The sequence below is a fragment of the Cryobacterium breve genome (assembly GCF_027594785.1).
Taxonomy (GTDB): Bacteria; Actinomycetota; Actinomycetes; order Actinomycetales; family Microbacteriaceae; genus Cryobacterium; species Cryobacterium breve_A.
The window spans coordinates 1,442,979-1,460,842 of record NZ_CP075584.1 but is presented as its reverse complement, the minus strand read 5'-3'; the positions used below and the strand labels follow the sequence as shown (position 1 = coordinate 1,460,842).

Annotated in this window: 16 protein-coding genes, 1 tRNA gene and 4 pseudogenes; 12 read left to right on the top strand and 9 right to left on the bottom strand. The window is 68.8% G+C overall.

Annotation, left to right across the window (positions count from 1 at the left end; genetic code table 11):
* Nucleotides 1-91 precede the first annotated feature (91 nt).
* Together KIV56_RS07090 and KIV56_RS07085 are read left to right on the top strand one after the other, a co-directional pair.
* A pseudogene (locus KIV56_RS07090) lies at nucleotides 92-3,881 on the top strand (AAA family ATPase).
* Nucleotides 3,882-3,941: 60 nt separating this feature from the next.
* A complete protein-coding gene (locus tag KIV56_RS07085; protein WP_281535693.1) occupies nucleotides 3,942-4,223 on the top strand; it encodes a hypothetical protein in 282 nt (93 codons plus the stop codon).
* Between the two features lie 153 nt (nucleotides 4,224-4,376).
* Here KIV56_RS07085 and mscL read toward each other — a convergent pair whose 3' ends face one another.
* From mscL to KIV56_RS07070, 3 genes are all read right to left on the bottom strand, one after another.
* The gene (mscL, locus tag KIV56_RS07080) at nucleotides 4,377-4,811 is read right to left on the bottom strand and encodes a large conductance mechanosensitive channel protein MscL (RefSeq protein WP_281535692.1); all 435 of its coding nucleotides are present in this window, start codon (nucleotides 4,809-4,811) and stop codon (nucleotides 4,377-4,379) included.
* A gap of 26 nt (nucleotides 4,812-4,837) precedes the next feature.
* On the bottom strand, nucleotides 4,838-5,245 hold the full coding sequence (locus KIV56_RS07075; RefSeq protein ID WP_281535691.1) for an FmdB family zinc ribbon protein: 408 nt from the start codon (nucleotides 5,243-5,245) through the stop codon (nucleotides 4,838-4,840).
* 74 nt (nucleotides 5,246-5,319) lie between these two features.
* Nucleotides 5,320-5,898: a 5-formyltetrahydrofolate cyclo-ligase gene (locus tag KIV56_RS07070; RefSeq protein ID WP_281535690.1), complete on the bottom strand. Its 579-nt coding sequence runs from the start codon at nucleotides 5,896-5,898 to the stop codon at nucleotides 5,320-5,322.
* 34 nt (nucleotides 5,899-5,932) lie between these two features.
* On the opposite strand from KIV56_RS07070, the gene galU reads away from it, so the two are divergent.
* Together galU and KIV56_RS07060 are read left to right on the top strand one after the other, a co-directional pair.
* On the top strand, nucleotides 5,933-6,826 hold the full coding sequence (gene galU, locus KIV56_RS07065; protein ID WP_281535689.1) for a UTP--glucose-1-phosphate uridylyltransferase GalU: 894 nt from the start codon (nucleotides 5,933-5,935) through the stop codon (nucleotides 6,824-6,826).
* 72 nt (nucleotides 6,827-6,898) lie between these two features.
* A pseudogene (locus tag KIV56_RS07060) lies at nucleotides 6,899-7,559 on the top strand (GNAT family N-acetyltransferase).
* Nucleotides 7,560-7,685: 126 nt separating this feature from the next.
* On the opposite strand, the gene KIV56_RS07055 reads toward KIV56_RS07060, so the two are convergent.
* Nucleotides 7,686-8,318, bottom strand: coding sequence for a hypothetical protein (locus KIV56_RS07055; protein WP_281535688.1), 633 nt, complete (start codon nucleotides 8,316-8,318; stop codon nucleotides 7,686-7,688).
* Nucleotides 8,319-8,511: 193 nt separating this feature from the next.
* On the opposite strand from KIV56_RS07055, the gene KIV56_RS07050 reads away from it, so the two are divergent.
* Entirely contained in the window at nucleotides 8,512-8,832 is a 321-nt protein-coding gene (locus tag KIV56_RS07050) for a hypothetical protein (protein WP_281535687.1), read from the top strand.
* A 95-nt stretch (nucleotides 8,833-8,927) separates the two neighbouring features.
* A tRNA-Ala gene (locus KIV56_RS07045) sits at nucleotides 8,928-9,000 on the top strand.
* Between the two features lie 153 nt (nucleotides 9,001-9,153).
* On the opposite strand, the pseudogene KIV56_RS07040 reads toward KIV56_RS07045, so the two are convergent.
* Nucleotides 9,154-9,958: pseudogene (locus KIV56_RS07040) on the bottom strand (IclR family transcriptional regulator).
* Nucleotides 9,959-10,145: 187 nt separating this feature from the next.
* Between KIV56_RS07040 and KIV56_RS07035 the strand changes: the two are divergent.
* The 3 genes and pseudogenes from KIV56_RS07035 to KIV56_RS07025 form a co-directional block, all read left to right on the top strand.
* Nucleotides 10,146-10,838 (top strand): annotated as a pseudogene (locus KIV56_RS07035) (CoA transferase subunit A); the annotation flags it as partial.
* A gap of 98 nt (nucleotides 10,839-10,936) precedes the next feature.
* Nucleotides 10,937-11,653, top strand: coding sequence for a CoA transferase subunit B (locus tag KIV56_RS07030; protein ID WP_281535686.1), 717 nt, complete (start codon nucleotides 10,937-10,939; stop codon nucleotides 11,651-11,653).
* On the top strand, nucleotides 11,650-12,855 hold the full coding sequence (locus tag KIV56_RS07025) for an acetyl-CoA acetyltransferase (RefSeq protein WP_281535685.1): 1,206 nt from the start codon (nucleotides 11,650-11,652) through the stop codon (nucleotides 12,853-12,855). The genes KIV56_RS07030 and KIV56_RS07025 overlap by 4 nt, the downstream gene beginning before the upstream one ends.
* Nucleotides 12,856-13,072: 217 nt before the next feature.
* Here the strand turns inward: KIV56_RS07025 and KIV56_RS07020 are convergent, their stop codons facing one another.
* The gene (locus KIV56_RS07020) at nucleotides 13,073-13,195 is read right to left on the bottom strand and encodes a hypothetical protein (RefSeq protein WP_255453709.1); all 123 of its coding nucleotides are present in this window, start codon (nucleotides 13,193-13,195) and stop codon (nucleotides 13,073-13,075) included.
* A 150-nt stretch (nucleotides 13,196-13,345) separates the two neighbouring features.
* On the opposite strand from KIV56_RS07020, the gene KIV56_RS07015 reads away from it, so the two are divergent.
* On the top strand, nucleotides 13,346-13,588 hold the full coding sequence (locus tag KIV56_RS07015; RefSeq protein ID WP_281535684.1) for a hypothetical protein: 243 nt from the start codon (nucleotides 13,346-13,348) through the stop codon (nucleotides 13,586-13,588).
* A gap of 36 nt (nucleotides 13,589-13,624) precedes the next feature.
* Here KIV56_RS07015 and KIV56_RS07010 read toward each other — a convergent pair whose 3' ends face one another.
* The gene (locus tag KIV56_RS07010; protein WP_281535683.1) at nucleotides 13,625-14,971 is read right to left on the bottom strand and encodes a threonine/serine ThrE exporter family protein; all 1,347 of its coding nucleotides are present in this window, start codon (nucleotides 14,969-14,971) and stop codon (nucleotides 13,625-13,627) included.
* 67 nt (nucleotides 14,972-15,038) lie between these two features.
* The gene (locus KIV56_RS07005) at nucleotides 15,039-15,950 is read right to left on the bottom strand and encodes a DUF4349 domain-containing protein (protein ID WP_281535682.1); all 912 of its coding nucleotides are present in this window, start codon (nucleotides 15,948-15,950) and stop codon (nucleotides 15,039-15,041) included.
* A gap of 209 nt (nucleotides 15,951-16,159) precedes the next feature.
* On the opposite strand from KIV56_RS07005, the gene KIV56_RS07000 reads away from it, so the two are divergent.
* Together KIV56_RS07000 and KIV56_RS06995 are read left to right on the top strand one after the other, a co-directional pair.
* Nucleotides 16,160-16,381, top strand: coding sequence for a hypothetical protein (locus KIV56_RS07000; protein WP_281535681.1), 222 nt, complete (start codon nucleotides 16,160-16,162; stop codon nucleotides 16,379-16,381).
* 21 nt (nucleotides 16,382-16,402) lie between these two features.
* Nucleotides 16,403-17,266: an alpha/beta fold hydrolase gene (locus KIV56_RS06995; RefSeq protein ID WP_281535680.1), complete on the top strand. Its 864-nt coding sequence runs from the start codon at nucleotides 16,403-16,405 to the stop codon at nucleotides 17,264-17,266.
* Here KIV56_RS06995 and KIV56_RS06990 read toward each other — a convergent pair.
* Nucleotides 17,230-17,820: a TetR/AcrR family transcriptional regulator gene (locus tag KIV56_RS06990; protein ID WP_281535679.1), complete on the bottom strand. Its 591-nt coding sequence runs from the start codon at nucleotides 17,818-17,820 to the stop codon at nucleotides 17,230-17,232. The genes KIV56_RS06995 and KIV56_RS06990 overlap by 37 nt on opposite strands.
* Nucleotides 17,821-17,864 lie beyond the last annotated feature (44 nt).

Genomic DNA, 17,864 nt, shown 5'->3' with positions numbered 1-17,864 from the left:
AACCCGACAAATCCGCGGCTTTTCCAGCGAATCCCCGCGAAACCCGGGGAGCCTGCCGCCGAACGGCGTTTTCAAGACTTAGGGTGTCGGTGTGTGGCGACTCGATAGAAAACAAGATGACGACGACATCCTGTCGACGAACCAGGATGCTCCGTCGGGTGAACCGCGGAATGCGGTCTCCCCGCAGACCGTGAGCCTCGGGGACCCCTCGGTCGTCGCGGGAAACATCGCCGAACCGGTCTGGAACCGTTGGCGCACCGAACTTGCCGAGATCGGCGGGCGCTCGCCGTTGCTGCACTTCGCCGACGAACCGCGCACCCGCATCGAACTGAGCCAGGCCCACCCCGGCGGACTCCCGCAGTTCATCACCGGCAAGTCCACCCTGCTCTCCAACCTCATCCGCGACGAACTCGCGCTGCGCAACGCCCGCCTCGCGGCCGGCGAGATCACCCAGAAGGGCATCGAACTGCGCTCCATGCGCGGCATCGAATCGGTGCACCTGGGCATCGGCCTCGCCGAATGGCGTTTCGGCGACGTCGACTTCCTCGGCCCGGTGCTGCTCCGCCCGCTCGCGATCCGCCGGTACGGCCGCGACTTCGAGCTCAAGCTCAAGGGCCAGCCGTTCCTGAACCCAGAACTCGGTCGTGCCCTGCACGAGCAGTTCCAGATCACCCTCGACGCCGACGCCTTCGTCGCGCTCGCCGTGACCAACGGCGCCTTCAAACCGCAGCCCGTCATCGACCGGCTCCGCGGCCTCACCTCGCACCTGCCCTGGTTCAACGTCACCCCGCGTCTCGTCGCCTCCTCCTTCGCCGACGTCGGCCGGGCCATGAAAGCGGATGCCGCGCACCTCGAGCATCCGCTGCTCGACGCGATCGCGGGGAACCCCAGCGCCCGCCAGGCCATCGAGGGCGCGTACAACCCCGTCGTGCCGATCGGGCAGGACTCCCGGCCGCCTGCGACCGACGTGCTGCTGCTCGACGCCGACCCGGAACAGGAGAACGTCGTCGCGCAGATCGCGGCAGGCAACTCCCTCGTCGTCAAGACCCTCCCCGGCACCGGTGGCACCCAGACGATCGTCAACGCGATCGGCTCCCTGATCTCCCAGCACAAGCGGGTACTCGTCGTGAGCGCCCGCCGCTCGAGCCTCGACGGCATCAACCAGCGCCTCACCCAGGTCGGCCTTCCGGGCGTCGCCGTCACCCCGCGGCTGCTGCGCCGCGACCTGATCGCATCGATCACCCGCAACGAAAAGGCCGTCCAGCCGATGGTCGGCGACGTCGACGATGCCCTCGTGCGCCTCCGCAAGGTGCTGCTCGACTACCGGGGCGCCCTCACCCGGCGCGACCCGGCCCTCGGCGTCTCCGTGCTCGACGCCCTCGGGGAACTCGCGAGGCTCGCCCAGCTGTCCTCCCCGCCCTCGACGACCGCCAGGCTCGACCGGCACGCCCTCGAACGCCTCGCCCAGAACCGGGCGACCGCCGCGCAGACGCTGATCAAGGCGGCCGCCCTCGGCCAGTTCCGCTACGGTCCGGGCGACTCACCCTGGTACGGGGCGTCCTTCGCGGTGCCGGCCGAGGCATCCGCCGCCCACCAGCTCGCCAAGCGCGTCAACCAGGTCGAACTGCCCCGCCTCCTCGAGCGCGCCGCCGGCCTCGTCGGCCAGACCCGGCTGCGGCCCTTCGAGACCATCGCCGAACTCGGCGTGTACCTGCGGCTGCTGCTCGACATCCGCGACACCCTCGACAAGTTCCAGCCGGCCGTGTTCGACCGCTCGCTCACCGAGCTCATCTCGGCGACCTCCGCCCGCCGCGACTCGCCAGACATGACCGGCACGAGCCGCCGGCGCCTGCGTCGCCTCGCCGAGGAATATCTGCGGCCGGGCGTGCATGTCACCGACCTGAACGACAGCCTCCGACGCATCCAGCAGCAGCGCACCCTCTGGCAGCGCTACGTCGTCGCCGGCGTCATGCCGGAGGTCCCGGTCGGGATCTCCGACGTACACGTCGCCTTCCAGCGCGTCTCCGAGGACCTCGCGGCCCTCGACATCCCACTGCGCAACACCGGCACGAACCGGCAGCTCGCAATGCGGCCCGTGAAGGAGCTCATCTACACGATCTCCGGCCTCGCCGCCGAGAGCGAGGTGCTCGCCAACCTGCACGAGCGCACCGCCCTGCTCGCGACGCTGCGCGAGCACAACCTCGACCCGCTCATGACCGACCTCGCGAAGCGGCACGTCTCCGAGGAGAACGTCGCCAACGAGCTCGAGCTCGCCTGGTGGCAATCCGTGCTCGAGACCATGCTCGGCGCAGACAAGGCGCTCCTCAACGCGAACACTCAGGTGCTCGACCGACTCGAGGCCGACTTCCGCCTCGTCGACGAGGCGCACGCGTCCACGACCGGGCAGCGCCTCGGCTGGCTCCTCGCCGAGACCTGGAAGATCGGCATCGTCGACTGGCCGGAGGAGGCCGACCGCCTCCGCCGCCTGCTGCGCGCGGACCGGGCGACCCCGTCCCGCCTGAACAAGGCGGCCCCGCACCTCGGCCGCGTGCTCGCTCCGGTCTGGCTCGCTTCGCCGTACGAGGTCTCCAAACTCGACGACCAGCACTTCGACGCCGTGCTCCTCGTCGACGCCGGCGCGACGACCCTCGCCGAGAACGTCGGCGCCATCCGCCGGGGCAAGCAGATCGTGGCCTTCGGCGACCCCGTCACCCAGACGCCGTCCCCGTTCGAGACCGGCATCACGGATGCCGGCGGCGGCACGAACGCGAACGCGCGCGTCAGCCGCGTCAGCCTCGCAGACCGCGCAGAGCGCGAAACCAACGTCGACGCCCTGCACGCGGACTCCGCCCTCGCCCGCCTCGGCGAACTGCTGCCCACCCTCACCCTGACCCGCAGCTACCGGGCCGGCGGCGAGGACCTCACCGAACTCGTCAACCACCGTTTCTACGGCGGCCGCATCGACTCGCTCCCGTGGGCCGGCAGCTACCTCGGCCACGGCAGCCTCACCCTGAACTACGTCGCGGGCGGCCACGGCATGCCCGACGCCGACAGCGGAGCCGTCGAGAGCGTCGACGCCGAGGTCACCAAGGTCGTCGATCTCGTGCTGGACCACGCCGTCAAGCGCCCGCGCGAATCTCTCATGGTTATCACCGCGAGCGCCCGCCACGCCGTGCGGGTGCACCAGGCCGTGCTGTCCGCGTTCTCCAAGCGCACCGACCTGGCCGACTTCATCCTCAAGGACCGGGCCGAACCGTTCACCGTGCTCACCCTCGAGCAGGCCGTCGCGCAGAGCCGCGACCGGGTGATCTTCTCGATCGGCTACGGCCGCACCCCCGCACGGACGCCTGCTGACCAACTTCGGCTCCCTCGGCGAACCCGGCGGCGACCGCCTGCTCGCCATCGGCATGACCCGGGCCCGCCGCGCCATGGACATCGTCTCCTGCTTCCGCCCCGCCGACATCGACGAGGACCGCCAGCGTCACGGCATCCTCGCCCTCGCCCAGGTGCTCACCGAGACCGAGGCCCGGCACAACGAGGCCCAGGTGCCCGATGCCACCGAGCCGATGCTCGTCGACCTCGCCCAGCGCCTCGAACGCCTCGGCGTCACCGTGACCCTCGGCCACCGCGGCAAGCTCGCCCTGGCCGGCTCGCACGCCGGCCGCGCCGTCGTCGTCGAAACGGATGCCGTCGTCGACCGGGCGAGCCTGCGCGAGTCCCTGAGGCTCCGGCCAGAGGTGCTGCGGCGGCTCGGCTGGCACTACCTGCGCGTGCACTCCTTCGAGCTCTTCAGCAACCCGGACGCCGTCGCCACACGGGTCGCCGGCCTCGTCGGCATCACGAGCCCCACCCCGCCGGCGGCGCAGTACCCGCACGCGTGAGCGGCCGCGCCCTCGAGACGGCTGTGTTCTTCAGGGAAGACGTGTGATGAAGGACATGTCGTGAAAGACACCGACGACTGGGTCGAGACTCCGGAGAGCGCCGCAGACCGGTCGCACGGACTCGATCCGGCGAACCCAGCGTCAGCGCCGCGCCAGTCGGTCGTGAAGGCCCGCGGCGGAGCCCGCCGGGCGCGACTGACGCCGGCGCCGGACACCGACCCGAACCCGCACCCGCCGGTCTTGCGCGAGGAGGGCGGCGTCGCACCGCACGTCGCCGGAACCGAGCCGTCACGGAGCGCGAACGAGGCCCAGCTGCGTCAGGACCGCCCGCCGCACTGGTAGCCCACGTCCGGCATCCGTCGTCGCCGCACCTGCCAGCCCCGCGCCCTAACGAATTCGACGGAGTTTTTGGGGTTTGCGGCGCGTGGGAGCGCGATCTAAGCGCTTTCCGGGCAAAAACTCCGTCGAATTGGTTCGGGGGAGACCGCTGGAGAGTTACCTGGGGGACTGGCCGGTGCCGGGCTTGGCGGCGTCCGCGGCGAGGAGGTCGCGGATCTGGGTGAGCAGGTCGAGCTCGGTCGCGGGGACGGTCGCGTCCTTCGGCGGCAGGCCTGCCGCACGGCGGCGCTCCTGCGCCTCCTTGAGCTTGTTGATCGGCATCACGAACACGAAATACACGACGGCCGCGATGAGCAGGAAGTTGATGATCGCCGCGAGCACGAGCCCGAAGGACAGGCTGCCTCCGCCGGGCAACGCAACGTTCATCGATTTGGAGATGTCCTCCGCGTTGAAGATCGCCGCGATCAGCGGGTTGAAGATCCCGGTGACGATGGCGTTGACCACGGCCGTGAACGCCGCGCCAATGACAACGGCGACCGCGAGGTCGATCACGTTGCCGCGCATGATGAATTCCTTGAAGCCCTGGATCATGGGGATCCTCCTTGAGATGTGGCGGATTAAGATTTGGCCGACGGGGCCGAGCTCGTTGTCTGCGCCGAGCTCGTTGAAGATGGTAGCGGAGACGACGAGCCGGCGGATGCCCCGGCCGACTTCTTCTCCGACTTCTCGGCCTTCTTGGGCTTGTCGGAACCCTTGTCGGAGTGCGAGCCCTTCTCGCCGTGCGACGCGGTGTCTGCGTGCGACTTGGCGTGCTTCTTCGGGTGCGCCTGCAGGGCCGCCTTCGCGTCCGAGCGGGAGTCGTTCTGGTAGAAACCCGAACCGGTGAAGCTCACGCCGATCGAGGAGAACACCTTGCGCAGCTTGCCGCCGCAGGTCGGGCAGACGGTCAGCGTGTCGTCGGTGAAGGCTTGCTGGATGTCGAACGTGGTGTCGCACTCGGTGCAACGGTAGGAATAGGTAGGCACTGAAACTCCGGCTGTGGGAGCCCGGCACGCGCCGGGATCCCCGATTGAAATAGGTGGAATTGAGGGTGGATGAGTTAGAAGGTGATGATGCGCGTGGGCGTGACCAGACCGTCGACGGGCTGGTCGTGCACTTCACGCGGCACGGAGTCGACGTATTCGTTGTCGAAGATGACGGCGTAGACCGGAGGGCATTTCTCCATAGAGCCGAGCGTCTTGTCGTAGTAGCCACGACCCCAGCCCATCCGCAGCCCGGTCGCGTCGACGGCGGCAGCGGGAACGATGATCAGGTCGACGTCGTTGATGGCGATCGGCCCGAGCAGGCTGCCCGCGGGTTCGGGCATTCCGGAGACGCCGGGGAACTCGGTCTGGTCCTCTCCGACGGTCCAGTCGAGCAGGCCGTCGTCCCGGGAGACCGGGAAGAGCACCCGGATACCCTGGGCCTCTGCCCAGTTCACGAACGGGCGGGTATTGGGTTCGTTCCTGGCGGACAGGTAGCAGGAAATGGAGCGAGCGCTGAGGTCGACCACGATGCTCTGCAGGTTCGCGGTGAAGCCCGCGGTCGCGGCATCCGTCTCGACCGACGTCAGGTTCTGCCGGCGCTCACGCAGTTCGGCGCGGAGCGCCCGCTTTCGGTGAACGGTCTCGGAGTCCATATAAGTCATCCTAGATGCCGATAACGTAGGGATCATGGGTACACGCATCACGAAAGCCGTCATTCCCGCCGCTGGTCTGGGAACTCGCTTCCTCCCGGCCACGAAAGCGATGCCGAAGGAGATGCTTCCCGTCGTCGACAAACCGGCGATCCAGTACGTCGTTGAAGAGGCCGTCGCGGCCGGCCTGAACGACGTCCTGATGATCACCGGGCGCAACAAGAATGCCCTGGAGAACCACTTCGACCGGATGACCGAGCTCGAGGACGTCCTGATCCAGAAGGGCGACAAGGACCGCCTCGCCAAAGTTCAGTTCGCCACAGATCTCGCCGACATCCACTACGTGCGCCAGGGCGACCCGCTCGGCCTCGGCCACGCCGTGCTGCGTGCGAAGATGCACGTGGGCAATGAGCCCTTCGCCGTGCTCCTCGGCGATGACATCATCGACGCCCGCGATCCGCTGCTCGAGAAGATGCTCACCGAGCAGGTCGAGCGCAACACGAGCGTCATCGCCCTCATGGAGGTCGAGCCCTCGCAGATCCACCTCTACGGCTGTGCCGCGATCGAGGCGACCGACGACCCCGATGTCGTGCGCATCACCGGCCTCGTCGAGAAGCCCGCCGAAGAGGATGCCCCATCGAACCTGGCCATCATCGGCCGGTACGTGCTGCGCCCCTCGGTCTTCGGCGTGCTCGAGCACACGAAACCGGGCAAGGGCAACGAGATCCAGCTGACGGACGCCCTGCAGGAGATGGCCGTGAACCCCGAGAGCACGGGCGGCGTCTACGGCGTCATCTTCCGCGGCCGCCGCTACGACACCGGCGACCGGCTCGACTACATCAAGGCCATCGTGCAGCTCGCCGTCGACCGCGAAGACCTCGGTCCCGGCCTGCGTCCGTGGCTCAAGGGATTCGCCGCCACCCTCGACTGATCCGGATCACAGGACTGATCCGGGTGACTACAGTGGGGGAACACCAGTTGAATCCGAGTAGACAGGCAGGTTGTGGCGATCGCGATTCCGACGCTCTTCGACGGTGATGTGACGTTGCGTCCCATCCGGCTGCGCGATGACAAAAACCTCGAACGCTCCCTGATGGAGAACCGCGGCTGGTTGCGCGCCTGGGAGGCGACCAGCCCGTACGCTCCGATGTCCTTCGACACCCGCGCGAGCATCCGCAGTCTTCTCTCGCACTCGCGGACCGGGAACGGCCTCCCGTTCGTGATCGAATTCCAGGGACAGCTGGCCGGGCAGGCTCAACGTCTCCTCGATCAGCTGGGGCTCGCTGTCGAGCGCGACGATCGGCTACTGGGTAGCCGAGGAATTCGCCGGTCGTTCGATCACCCCGATCGCTGTCGCCCTCGCGACGGACTACTGCTTCGGGCAGCTCGGGCTGCACCGGATGGAGATCTGCATCCGGCCGGAGAACGGCCCCTCCCTCCGAGTGGTCGAGAAGCTCGGCTTCCGCTACGAGGGCCTCCGCCGCCGCTACATCCACATCAACGGCGACTGGCGCGACCACTTCTGCTTCGCCCTCGTGGCCGAGGAAGTGCGCCAGGGCGTGCTGCGCCGCTGGCGTGACGGCGCAGCCCCCGCCGACGCCGCAGCCGTGACCCCGGCCGACCGGGCAGCGGCGGCACATCCGCTCGGCGTCACCGAGTACTGAGCCACCGCGAAACCACCGCGAAACCACCGCGAAACCACCGGAGAGCGCCCGGGGAGCGCCGGATACCGTCGCACCGCAAAAAGAATCGCCGATTCCCCGGCGAGTCGGCGGACACACCCCGTCTAATCAGCGCCGGAACGGCCCCAGACTCATACCGTAGGGAGCATGAGTAGCGAGGTCCTGGGTGGGGGAGTCATGGTGGGGGTCGCCGCCGTGCTCTGGGTGGCCTATTTGATGCCGACCTGGACCCGACGGCGCCAGTATGTCACGACCGAACGCAATGCGGTTCGGTTGCAGCAGACCATGCGCATCCTCGCTGAGACCTCCGAGATTCCACAGGAGGTTCACCTCGAGGCGAGCGCTCGCACAGTCGTCACGCAACAGAAGCTGCTCGCGCAAGCCGAGGAGGACGCCCGCGTCGAAGCGAAGGCCGTGATGGCCGCCGCGAGTTCGGCCCGTCGAGCGGTCGCCGCCGAGGCTGCCGCAGACCGCGCCGCCGTCGCGCGGGTCGCCGCGGAGCGGGCCGCCGCTCACCGCGCCGCCCAGTCCACCGTCATCGGGCACGCAGCGGCCAGGAACCGGCGCGTGCGTCGACTGCGGGCCGTCGCGACCCTCGTGCTCCTCGGCGGCTTCGTCGCCATCACCCTCGGCCTCGTCACGCTGGTCTCCGGCGGCTCGGCCGTGCTCCTCGCCGGGGGCGCGGTCTTCGGCTCGCTCGCTTTCGGCACCCTCAACCGCCTCGCCCGCACGAGCGCGCACGCGAAGGCCCGCGCCGTCGCCGCGCGCCCCGCCTTCGCCGCGGAAAGATCCCGGCCGCTCGTTGGGCAGGACTTCGAGCCCGTTCAGTTCGAGGAGACTCCCGCGGTCGTGCAGACCTGGACGCCGCGTCCGCTCCCACGCCCCCTGCACCTCGCCCCCGGTACCGTCGCCCAGGCGGCCATGGCCTCAGCGGATGCCGCCGCTCAGGCTCCGCCGCGCCGCCGCGGAGGCCGAGGTGGCCCGCCGTGCCGAACAGCTGCAGGTCGCCGTCACGCCGCTCCGGCACACCGGGACGATCCTCGCCGCGGGCAGCAGCCTGGGCAGCAATGTGGGTGCAAACGTGAGCGGCAACATGGGCACACGGCCGGTCACGAGGACAGGGCCGGTCGCCGTCGCGGGCAAGGCCCCGGCCGCCGCGCCGGTCAGCCGCTTCGCATCCATGGGCATCGTCGGCGAAACCGAGCCGGGAATGACCGACCTCGACGCCGTCCTGCGCCGCCGCCGCGCCGGGTAGGCGCCCGCGCACCTTTCGCGGTCTGCCGGGAGTGCGCCCCGTGCCGGGTGTGCTCAGCACGGGGCCCAACGCGTGATATTCTTCATAAGCGGTTGGGGGCTATGGCGCAGTTGGTAGCGCGTCTCGTTCGCAATGAGAAGGTCAGGAGTTCGAATCTCCTTAGCTCCACCGGCAAGACAGAAGGATCGTGGCCCATCGGCCCCGGTCCGTTTGTCGTTTCCGGGGCGAAGCCCGGACGAAGCCTGCACTCGTCGTGAGTCCGGCGAGGACTCGGCCCGCGCACGTTCCACCTCCAAGCCTGCCACCATCCGGGCCGGTCGCTCAGTGCGCGGGAAGGCCGGGCTTCTGCAGTTCCTGGGTGATCCGGTTCGCCTCCTCGAGGAGCAGCCGGCCGAGGAACTCCTGCCGCTCCGGCCGGAACCGGGGCTCGATCCCGGTCAGTGACAGTGCCCACGCCGGCCGGCCGGACCGGTCGAAGATCGCAGGCTCCCATGCCCCAGCTGCCCTCGAGGATGAGTCCCGGATTGACCGCGTACCCGGTCGTGCGGGTCTGTTCGAGGTTCGAGCGGATGCCCGCCGCTGTGTGCGCCGGACCCCACGTTTCCGCGAGCGAACCGTCGAGCAGCGCCGTCACTTCCGGCTCTGGCAGGTAGGCGAGGATCGCGAGCCCGGCCGAGGCGACGCCGAGCGGGAACCGCACGCCCTCGTGCAGCACGAAGGACCGGATCGGGAAGCTGCCTTCCTCGCGAAGCAGGCAGACCGTTTCCGCGCCACGGCGGATGGAGAGAAAGGCACTCTCTCCGGTCTCCTCGGCGAGCCGGCGCAGGCTCGGCCGGGCGAGCTCCTCGATCGGGTATCGCTCGGCGGCGACGACCCCCATCACGAAGATCTCGGGTCCGTAGTGCCAGGTGTGCCGCACGGGATCGTGGTCGAGCAGCCCTTCGGCCGCGAGGGAGGCCAGCAGCCGGTGCACGGTCGGACGGGTCAGCCCGGAGTCGCGCACGAGATCGGAGATGAGGGCCCCGGCCGGTGCGCGGCCCACGAGCCGCAGCAAGAGGGCGATCCGGCCGGTGACCTGGGCGCCCTGCACGGCGCCGCCCGAAGCTTGTGCAGCATCCTTCGTCATGTGTGCCCCTCTATGTCCATAATGTGGATGCCTGTGAGCCTAGTGTTCACGCTGTGGATGCGCAACAATATGATCGGTTTCTGGCGATTGACAGGCTCTTCGTTGCCCGGTTAGCATGGCCGTCAGTCAACGTGTCCACAGGGTGGACGCTGAGAATGCCCAATGATTGCTCAATGAGGAGACGACCATGTCCAAGGTTCTGGTGAGCGCGGCCGATGCACTCGGTGACGTGCTCCACGACGGGATCGTGCTCGCGGTGGGCGGTTTCGGCCTCTGCGGGATTCCCGCCGACCTGATCGACGCGGTGCGCGCATCCGGTGTGCGCGATCTCACCGTCGTCTCGAACAACATGGGCGTCGACGGGATCGGCCTCGGCCGGTTGCTCGAAACCGGGCAGGTACGGAAGGTGATCGCGTCGTACGTCGGCGAGAACCGGCTCTTCGCCGAGCAGCTTCTCGCTGGCGAGCTCGAGGTCGAGTTCAGCCCTCAGGGCACCCTCGCCGAACGGCTCAGGGCCGGGGGTGCGGGCATCCCCGCGTTCTACACGAAGACCGGGGTCGGCACCCTCGTGGCCGAGGGCAAGCCCCACGAGGTGTTCGACGGCATCCGCTACGTGCAGGAGCGCGGCATCGTCGCCGACGTCGCCCTCGTGCATGCCTGGCGCGCCGACACGGAGGGCAACCTCGTCTACCGGTACACGGCCCGCAACTTCAACCCGCTCGTCGCGACCGCCGGGGTCGTCACGATCGCAGAGGCCGAGCAGATCGTGCCGCGCGGTGCGATCGACCCGCACGACGTCGTGACGCCGGGCGTCTACGTGCAGCGCCTCGTCCAGGCGCATGCCCGCACCAAGCCGATCGAGCAGCGCACCGTGCGCGAGCTCCCCGGTCGCGGTGCCCGCCTGAGCCGCCGGCGTCACCTCAACCCCGTACCTCCACCCAGCACATCCACCCGTTCGACACTCCCCGGGAGAACACCATGGCTTGGACCAGAGACGAGATGGCCGCGATCGCGGCCGGAGAACTGAAGGACGGCGACTACGTCAATCTCGGCATCGGGATCCCGACGCTCGTCGCCAACAACCTGCCGGAAGGCGTGTCGGTCACGCTGCAGAGCGAGAACGGGCTGCTCGGCATGGGCGCCTTCCCCTGGGCGGGCGACGAAGACGCCGACCTGGTCAACGCGGGCAAGCAGACCGTGACGATCCTGCCCGGCGGATCGATCTTCGACTCGGCGACCTCGTTCGGCATGATTCGCGGCGGTCATGTCAAGGTCGCGATCCTCGGTGCGATGCAGGTGTCCGGCAGCGGAGACCTCGCCAACTGGACGATCCCCGGCAAGATGATCAAGGGAATGGGCGGCGCGATGGACCTCGTCGCGGGCACCCCGCGGGTCGTCGTGCTGACCGAACACGTGGCGCGGGACGGCGCCGCCAAGATCGTGACCGAGTGCAGCCTGCCGCTCACCGGCGTCCGGGTCGTGAACCGGATCATCTCCGACCTCGCCGTCTTCGACGTGACCGAGACCGGCCTCGTGCTGCGCCGCCGCGCCCCCGGGGTCACCGTCGAGGAGCTCCGCGCCTGCACCGAGCCGGACTTCACCGCTTCGGAGGCGGACGACACCCGGATAGTCCAGCCCGCGGCATCCTTCGTCCCCCACGACACCGCAACCGACCAGAAAGCAGTGCGACTGTGAGCCTTCAGGAACAATTCGGCACCGACGTCCTCCTCGCCGGCTGGGGGCACAGTCGCTTCGGCAAGCTCAGCGACGACACCCTCGAGACCCTGATCGTGCAGGTCGCCGGCGAGGCGATCGCGAACTCCGGTGTCGACGCCGGCGAGATCGACGAGATCTACCTCGGCCAGTTCAACTCGGGGCTCGTCCCGCTCGCCTTCGCGTCCTCGCTCGCACTGCAGACCGACCCGGCGCTCGCGTACGTGCCAGCCACCCGGGTCGAGAACGCCTGCGCGTCCGGCTCGGCAGCGTTCCAGCAGGGCGTCAAGTCCCTGCTCGCCGGCACCGCCCGCACCGTGCTCGTGATCGGGGCGGAGAAGATGACGGATGCCTCGTCCGAGCTCGTCGGATCGGCCCTGCTCGGCGCCGACTACGATATGGCCGGGCAGCCGTCGACGACCGGGTTCGCCGGCCTCTTCGCGGTCGTGGCCGAGGCATACGCCGAGCGCTACGGCGACGTCGGCGACGTGCTCGGCTCCATCGCGGCCAAGAACCACCGCAACGGCGTCGCCAACCCCTTCGCCCAGCTGCGCAAGGACCTCGGCGAGGACTTCTGCCGCACCGTCTCGGAGAAGAACCCGATCGTGGCCGGGCCGCTCCGCCGCACCGACTGCTCCCCGGTCTCCGACGGTGCGGCAGCGATCGTGCTCACGACCGGCGGCAGCGCCGGCGCCTCCCACCGGTCAGGAGCCGCGACCGATCCCGTACGGCTCACCGGCTTCGGCCAGGCCAACGACTTCCTGCCCGCCGCCCGCCGTGACCCCACGGCGTTCGCGGCCACCCGGATCTCGTTCGAACGCGCCCTCCGGATGGCGGGCGTGGGACTCGACGAGCTCGACTTCGCCGAGGTGCACGACTGCTTCACGATCGCCGAGCTGATCATGTACGAGGCGATGGGACTCACCCCGCCCGGCGAGGGCCGCCGCGCCGTCGAAGAGGGCTGGGTATACCGCGGCGGCCGGCTCCCGGTCAACATCTCCGGCGGCCTCAAGGCCAAGGGCCACCCGGTCGGGGCGACCGGGGTGTCGCAGCACGTCGTCTCCGCGATGCAGCTCACCGGCACCGCGGGCGACATGCAGCTCGATGCGCCACGCCGTGCGCTCGTGCAGAACATGGGCGGCGTCGGCGTCGCGAACTACGTGAGCGTGCTCGAGGCCGTCTGACCCGCCCGACCGCACGCCCCCGCCGCTCCCCCCCCGTCCAGTGTCGCCATTCGCGCCGAGAGTCGCCGTCGTAGCGGCGACTCTCGGCGACATCGGCGACACTGGCCGCCGACGGCATCCTGATCGACAAGGGTTAACGAAAACAGGGTGCCGCCCCGCCGAAGCGGAGCAGCACCCTGGCTGCAATGGAACTTTCGTAAATCTAATCGGGCGGAGACTACGCCTTGCGTGCTTTCTCTGCCGTCTCGTTGGACTTGGCGTGCTTGTCGGCACGCTTCTCCTTGAGAGACTTTCCGGCGACCTTCTTGGTCGCGTCCTTCTTGGGTGATTTGTCAGCCATGTGCACTCCTTCGACCCGAGCCCCAGCGGCATCGTCTTCTTCGACCCTACGCGGAATCGCTGGGAACGGCATCCGCCAGGCCCGGCCCTTGTGCCAGCGCGAACCGGTCGTAGGCTGAGTGCGACCAGCCACCTGAGGGATTGAGGGAATATGAGCGAGAACGGCACTTACCGGGCGATTTTCTTCGGCGCCAACCCGATCGCCGCGGGAACCGAACACGAACTTGAATATGTCAACGGCGAATATGCCAAGCAGGTCACCCTCGAAGTCGAGGAGGACGGGCAGATCGTGCGACGTGTCTTCAAGCTCGGGCACGTCACCGAGGAACCGATCTCGTACCGCTACGTCGAGGACCTCCACGACGAGACCGGCGAGGCCGACGTCCCGAACTGACCCGAACCGCACCCGACCGGGCAAGCGCGATCCTCGCTAGATGCGCTTGCCCGGACTGCGGCTGAGCCGCACCGGCAGCGCCATCAACGGACCGACGAAGCGCCGCTGCAGCCTGCGTGCCGGACCCCAGACGAACTGAACAAGGTACTGCGCGAGGATCGCCCCCGCCGCGAGCGCCACCGCTACGGCCCCGGCGGTCAGCATGCTGAGCACGCCGTCGATATTGCCGTCGGAGAGCTGCAGCAGGCCGCTGAACAGGGTCAACCCCGGCACGAGCGGCACGAGCGCCGTCACGACGATGACGAGCGGGGGAGTGCGCACGACCCGCGAGGTGAGCGCCGCGGCGAGGCCCACGCCGACGGCCGCGGCCGCCGACGACCAGACCAGCCCGAAGCCCGCGCTCGTGCCGCCGAGGTAGAGGAGTTCGGCGAGCGCCCCGAGCAGGCAGACCACCCAGTACGCCCGCCACGGCACCTGCACCGCGAGCGCGAAGCCCACGACGATGACGACGGATGCCGCGAGCAACGCGGCCACGTCGGCGAACGTCAACGCGACGTTGCCGTTCACCCTCAGCACGAGGCCGAAGCGGGCGAGGAGCAGCGATGCCCCCGCGACGCCGGTCACGAGGCCTCCGGTGATGAGGAGCGCCTCCATCATCCGGGCGGTTCCGGTGAGGTAGAAGCCGGACAGGGTGTCGTGCACCGCGCCGAAGGTCGTGACCCCGGCTAGCAGCATGATGATCGTCGCGATCACGACGAGGGAGGGATTCGCGGAGGGGTCGACGAGGGCGACGACCGCCGCCGTCATCGGGCCGATCGCCCCGCCGACGACGTTCTGGTAGAACACCGGCACCTGCCGCCGGTCGAGCGCCGTCGTGATCAGGTCGATGAAGAAGGTCGCGACGAACGCGGCGATGAGCACGGTGAGCCCGCCGCCGATCAGCACGGCGGCGCCGGCGCCGACGAGGCTCCAGCCGAGCCGGCGCCAGAGCGCGGTGACCTGGGGCCGGGCGCTCACGATGGTTGCGAGGGCCTTGCGCGCGTCGGCGACATCGATGGGATTCTCGATGAGCTCGGCGATCAGCTCACTCGTCGCGGTGAGCTTGCCGTAGTTGAGCGAGCGGTACTTGACGTTGCGACTGCGGGTGATCGACTCGTGCGTGCCCGGGTCCTCGTGGGTGAGGGCGATGATCGTGTGCGTCACGTTCGCCTCGGTGCCCTTGAGGCCGTAGGCGCGGGTGATTGCTTCCATCGCGGCGGTGGCATCCTCTGCGCCCGCCCCGGCGGCGAAGATGACCTCGGCGAGGCGCATGGTCAGGTCGAGGACCGCGCGGGTGTAGCCCGCATTGTCGAAGACCCCGATGCTGACGGTGGCGTCAGACATCCGTGCGACGGACCTTTGTGGGGTCCGGCGAGGAGCGGTGGGGGGTGGATTGGGTCACCCCCCAAGCCTAAGCAGCCTTGCCCTTCCGCCGGGACATCCGCACGATGAGGATCACGATCAGCGCGGTCACGCCGAGGAGTGCGATCCACGGCAGCGCATAGCCGATGCCGAGGAGCGCGGAGCCGAGCGCGCCGACCAGGGCCGCCCAGCCGGCCCCGATCGCGGTCCAGAAATCGCCGGGCGCTCCCGGTGCGACGGTTCCCGTCGAATAGAAGGAGAGGGTGATCGTCGAGAAGTCGACCTGATCGGACAGGAAATTACGCTGCGACTGCAGGCTTTCGAGGTCCGCCTGCCGCTGGGAGAGTGTGCCCTCGATCGTGACGAGGTCTGTCGTCGTCGTCGCCTGCTGCATCAGTGCGAGCAGCCGGTCGACGGAGGTCTTCAGGGCGGTGATCCGGGCGTCGAGGTCCTGGGTCTGCTGGGTCACATCCGAGGCGTTGAGCGACACGTAATTCAGGGTGCCGAGCTTCTTCAGGTCGCTGACCGTGCGGTCCAGGGCGTCGGCCGGGATGCGGAGGGTAAGCGTTGCGCTCGCCTGCTGGTTGTCGGTCGCCGGGTTCTCGGTGCGGCTGTCGACGCGTCCACCGGCCTGCTCGGTGATCGTCACCGCGTCCTGCGTCGCCCTGATCGGGTCCTTTGCGGTGATCGACATCGACCCCGTCATGACGACGTCCCGTTGGCCCGAGGTGACCTCCCTCGTACTGCCGGCGACGGTGCCCGCTGCGGCGTTCCCGGAGGCGTCTCCGACCTGCGGGGCCCCGACGATCCCGGAATCCCTGGTCGTCCCGTCGCCCGTTGAGGCGCCGGTTCCGGGGTTCGTCACGGACGAGCCGGCATCGTTCGACGAACCGGAGGCGGAGCATCCTGCCAGCAGGAGCACGGCGGCGAGGAGCGCCGCTGCGGCGGGAAAACGTTTCATGGGGCAACTGTATGGCGCTCCCGGAGGCCACTGTCTGGACGCCGTCTGGGAGTCGAATCACAATCCCGTCTCGGTGCGGGCGCAGCCGTTAGTGTCGAATTATCGGCCACGCACCGCCGGCCGAGTGCCACGCGACCCGCGGTCCACGAGACGCGCGCTCCGTGACACGCACGCTCCATGAGACACATTCGAGATACAACGGAGGAAACATGGGATTCGCAGAGAACGCCAAGGACGCCCTCGACGCGACCGGGCAGAAGATCAGCCGCACGTTCGAAGACACCAAGGACCGGATCGAAGACAAGGTCGACGAGATCAAGGCGGATGCCGAGGTCAAGCGCGCGGAGGCCGGCGTCAAGCACGCCGAGGCCGAGCGCGACGCGACGAAGGCCACCAACGACTTCAAGGAAGACCTGCGCGAAGATACTTGAGTCATGGGATGGTGGGCGGCGATGAGGGATCGGTTCCGTCGACGCCGCCCGCCCCTCCTGCATATCGCGACGGATGAAGGCACCGGGCCCGTCGTCATCCTCGTGCACGGCATCGCAAGTTCGTCCGTGACGTTCCGGGAACTGGTCCCGCTGCTCACCCCGCGACACCGGGTCATCGCCGTCGACATCCTCGGCTTCGGTGATTCGCCTGCCCCTGAGGGCTGCGAGTATCGGCTCGAGGACCACGTCGAGGCGCTCGCCGCGACGATCCGCTCGCTCCGGCTGCGCGAGCCGTTCGTGCTCGTGGGCCATTCCCTCGGCAGCCTCATCGTCGCCAGGCTCGCTGCGTCGCCGGTGACCCGGTTCGATCGCCGCACCCGGATCTCACGCGTCGTGCTGGTCGGACCGCCCGTCTACCTCTCGCCGTCGGAAATCGGCGACCGCTGGGTGCGCGCCCGCGTCAACGTGTACCTGCGCGTGTACGCGTTCCTGCGCGAGAACAAAGAGCGCACGATCACGAATGCGGCGATCATCTCGCGGATGCTGCCCAAGGGCATCTTCGAGATCACCGAACGCAACTGGACCCCCTTCGTGAAGTCCCTCGAGCACTGCATCGAATCGCAGACCCTCGTGAGCGACATCGCGATCCTGCGCGTGCCCGTCGACGTGGTCTACGGCAGCCTCGACGCGTTCATCCAGTCGGGCAGCCTGACCGTGATCGAGCGGATGCGCCACGTCGCGATGCACCGCGTGGAGGCGAACGACCATCTGATCCGGCCGCGCCTCGCCAGGGAACTCGCTGCTGTGATCGACGAGGATGCAACCGGCGAGGTCGCCGCGACTCCGGTTCAGGACAGGGCGAATCCCTCGATCGCCTCGAGGTAGCCGTCACCGTCGAAATCGGGGATGATCGCCGACTGCACGATGAAGCCCTGGATGAGCGAGATCATCAACGGCGCGTAACGGGAAGCCCTCGGACGGGCCTCGGCGTCGGGCACGCCGTGTTCGACGAACCAGTCCGTGAGGTACTCGGCTAGCAGGGCACGGAACGCGAGCATGGTGTCTGACGCGGTCGCGTGCAGCACCGGGTCCGTCATGGCCTCGGCCCAGACCTGCACCAGAATGCGCGGGTCGCCGACATCCCGGCGGACGCCGGTCAGGATGGCGTTGAGCACGGCGCCCGGCGCAGGGAGGGGGCTGAGGGCGGCGAGCTCGGAGACCTCGGCGATCCGGTTCTCGAGGATCTCCCTCGAGGCCGCCCGGACGATGTCCTCCTTGCTCGCGAAGTGGCCGTAGATCGCCCCGGCGGAGAGTCCGGATTCGGCGATGATGTCGGCCATCGTGGTGCCCCTGATTCCCGAGCGCGCGAAACAGCGCAGGGCGGCGACGGCAATCTGGAGGCGACGCGCGTCGCGATGTTCCTGGGTGACTTTCGGCACGTGAGCCTCCGTTCGTCGTCGGGGCCCTTCGATTCCGACCCTTG

Excerpts from the sequence above, each read along its gene's own strand:
- KIV56_RS07030 (WP_281535686.1), top strand. The coding sequence starts at position 10,937 with ATGGCTTGGACCAGAGACGAGATGGCCGCGATCGCGGCCGGAGAACTG.
- KIV56_RS07015 (WP_281535684.1), top strand. The coding sequence starts at position 13,346 with ATGAGCGAGAACGGCACTTACCGGGCGATTTTCTTCGGCGCCAACCCG.
- mscL (WP_281535692.1), bottom strand. The coding sequence starts at position 4,811 with ATGATCCAGGGCTTCAAGGAATTCATCATGCGCGGCAACGTGATCGAC.
- KIV56_RS07000 (WP_281535681.1), top strand. The coding sequence starts at position 16,160 with ATGGGATTCGCAGAGAACGCCAAGGACGCCCTCGACGCGACCGGGCAG.
- KIV56_RS07050 (WP_281535687.1), top strand. The coding sequence starts at position 8,512 with ATGCCGCCGCTCAGGCTCCGCCGCGCCGCCGCGGAGGCCGAGGTGGCC.
- KIV56_RS07020 (WP_255453709.1), bottom strand. The coding sequence starts at position 13,195 with ATGGCTGACAAATCACCCAAGAAGGACGCGACCAAGAAGGTCGCCGGA.
- KIV56_RS07005 (WP_281535682.1), bottom strand. The coding sequence starts at position 15,950 with ATGAAACGTTTTCCCGCCGCAGCGGCGCTCCTCGCCGCCGTGCTCCTG.
- galU (WP_281535689.1), top strand. The coding sequence starts at position 5,933 with ATGGGTACACGCATCACGAAAGCCGTCATTCCCGCCGCTGGTCTGGGA.
- KIV56_RS07070 (WP_281535690.1), bottom strand. The coding sequence starts at position 5,898 with ATGGACTCCGAGACCGTTCACCGAAAGCGGGCGCTCCGCGCCGAACTG.
- KIV56_RS06995 (WP_281535680.1), top strand. The coding sequence starts at position 16,403 with ATGAGGGATCGGTTCCGTCGACGCCGCCCGCCCCTCCTGCATATCGCG.
- KIV56_RS07010 (WP_281535683.1), bottom strand. The coding sequence starts at position 14,971 with ATGTCTGACGCCACCGTCAGCATCGGGGTCTTCGACAATGCGGGCTAC.